Origin of the sequence: Brachymonas moutaii (nom. illeg.) (genome assembly GCF_049977365.1) — a bacterium.
GTDB lineage: Bacteria > Pseudomonadota > Gammaproteobacteria > Burkholderiales > Burkholderiaceae_C > Brachymonas.
This window is the reverse complement of the sequence record NZ_JBNGEN010000024.1, coordinates 1-1,016: the sequence shown is the minus strand read 5'-3', so window position 1 is coordinate 1,016 and position 1,016 is coordinate 1. Positions and strand designations below refer to the sequence as shown.

The 1,016-nt window shown below is 44.1% G+C and carries 2 protein-coding genes; both read left to right on the top strand.

All coding sequences use genetic code 11. The features are described 5' to 3' along the window. Window positions 1-421 (top strand): hypothetical protein (locus ACP2WS_RS11250; protein ID WP_426460848.1); only part of this gene is annotated, 421 nt, incomplete at its 5' end. Between the two features lies 1 nt (window position 422). Next, the gene (locus tag ACP2WS_RS11245; RefSeq protein ID WP_426460847.1) at window positions 423-815 is read left to right on the top strand and encodes a hypothetical protein; all 393 of its coding nucleotides are present in this window, start codon (window positions 423-425) and stop codon (window positions 813-815) included. The last annotated feature ends 201 nt before the right edge of the window (window positions 816-1,016 follow it).

The window sequence follows — 1,016 nt, the reverse complement described above, 5'->3', positions numbered from 1 at the left end:
TATTGTTGCTGTAGCTAATGGACTACTTGAATACAAGCCAAGCGATCAATTAAGGACTTTGTCAGAAGCAATAGATGCGTCGAAAAATTCAGATGCCTCAACTCTATATGGCCTTACGGGCGGCTTTCAGGCGGTACAAGGCGGGTGGTACTTTCCTATGGGGGAAAAAATTACCTATCAACCAAAGAGCATCTCGGATGCGATCGTCGAGAGTTTTGCAGGGGTTCATGACTTTTTGGGAGGTCAGATGTGGGGGTGGTACGATATTCAAGGTAATACCACGCGAGGCAGAACTACAGTAGATAACATCGGTTCAAATGTGACAACTATATTGGCGATCCCCGCTGCCGCACCGTTTGCACTTTCAGATCTAATATCGCCTGATGTACTGCAAGTTATTGTGAGATTCAAAGGTAAGTGACATGAATTTTTTTTTAAAGGCGTTTGCTTGTGTAGTCTCTATTGCCGTACTTTTTGGATGCAATGGTTGTTGGACGCCAATGCCTGTGGTAAGTTGCGGTGTAATGCAGAAAGGCACGCCTTGGCCAGCTATAGCAACTAGACAAAAAGAGAATAGTCTTGGAAGAACGAATGCGAAGCAGCGCTGGAACGATGCTGTTGCGTGCGGTGCAAAATATGGAGACGAATCTCTGATGAGCGCAGTGGGCTCAAAAAATGGACAAGAAATGATTTTTGATTTTGATAAAGCAAGAAAATTTGATGCATGTATGGAAAACAAAGGATATCGCCGACTTTGGCCGGCAGAATGCGGAACTCAAGATCCAAAGGAAAATAAAGGGAAGTGCAATTTGTGAAAACATGGTTTAATTTATGAAAATAGCTGATTATTTATTTCATAATTTGATGCCGTGATAATGTGCAAATCACCAATTCGGCAGCGCAGCAGCAAGATATTGCCAACCTCAAGACCAGCACCACCACAGAGCAGGTAGCAGCCAGCAGCGGCACATTGCAAAACAGCTTTGATGCCGGCAAGGTACTCAGGGAACTGAATA

Excerpts from the sequence above, each read along its gene's own strand:
- ACP2WS_RS11245 (WP_426460847.1), top strand. The coding sequence starts at position 423 with ATGAATTTTTTTTTAAAGGCGTTTGCTTGTGTAGTCTCTATTGCCGTA.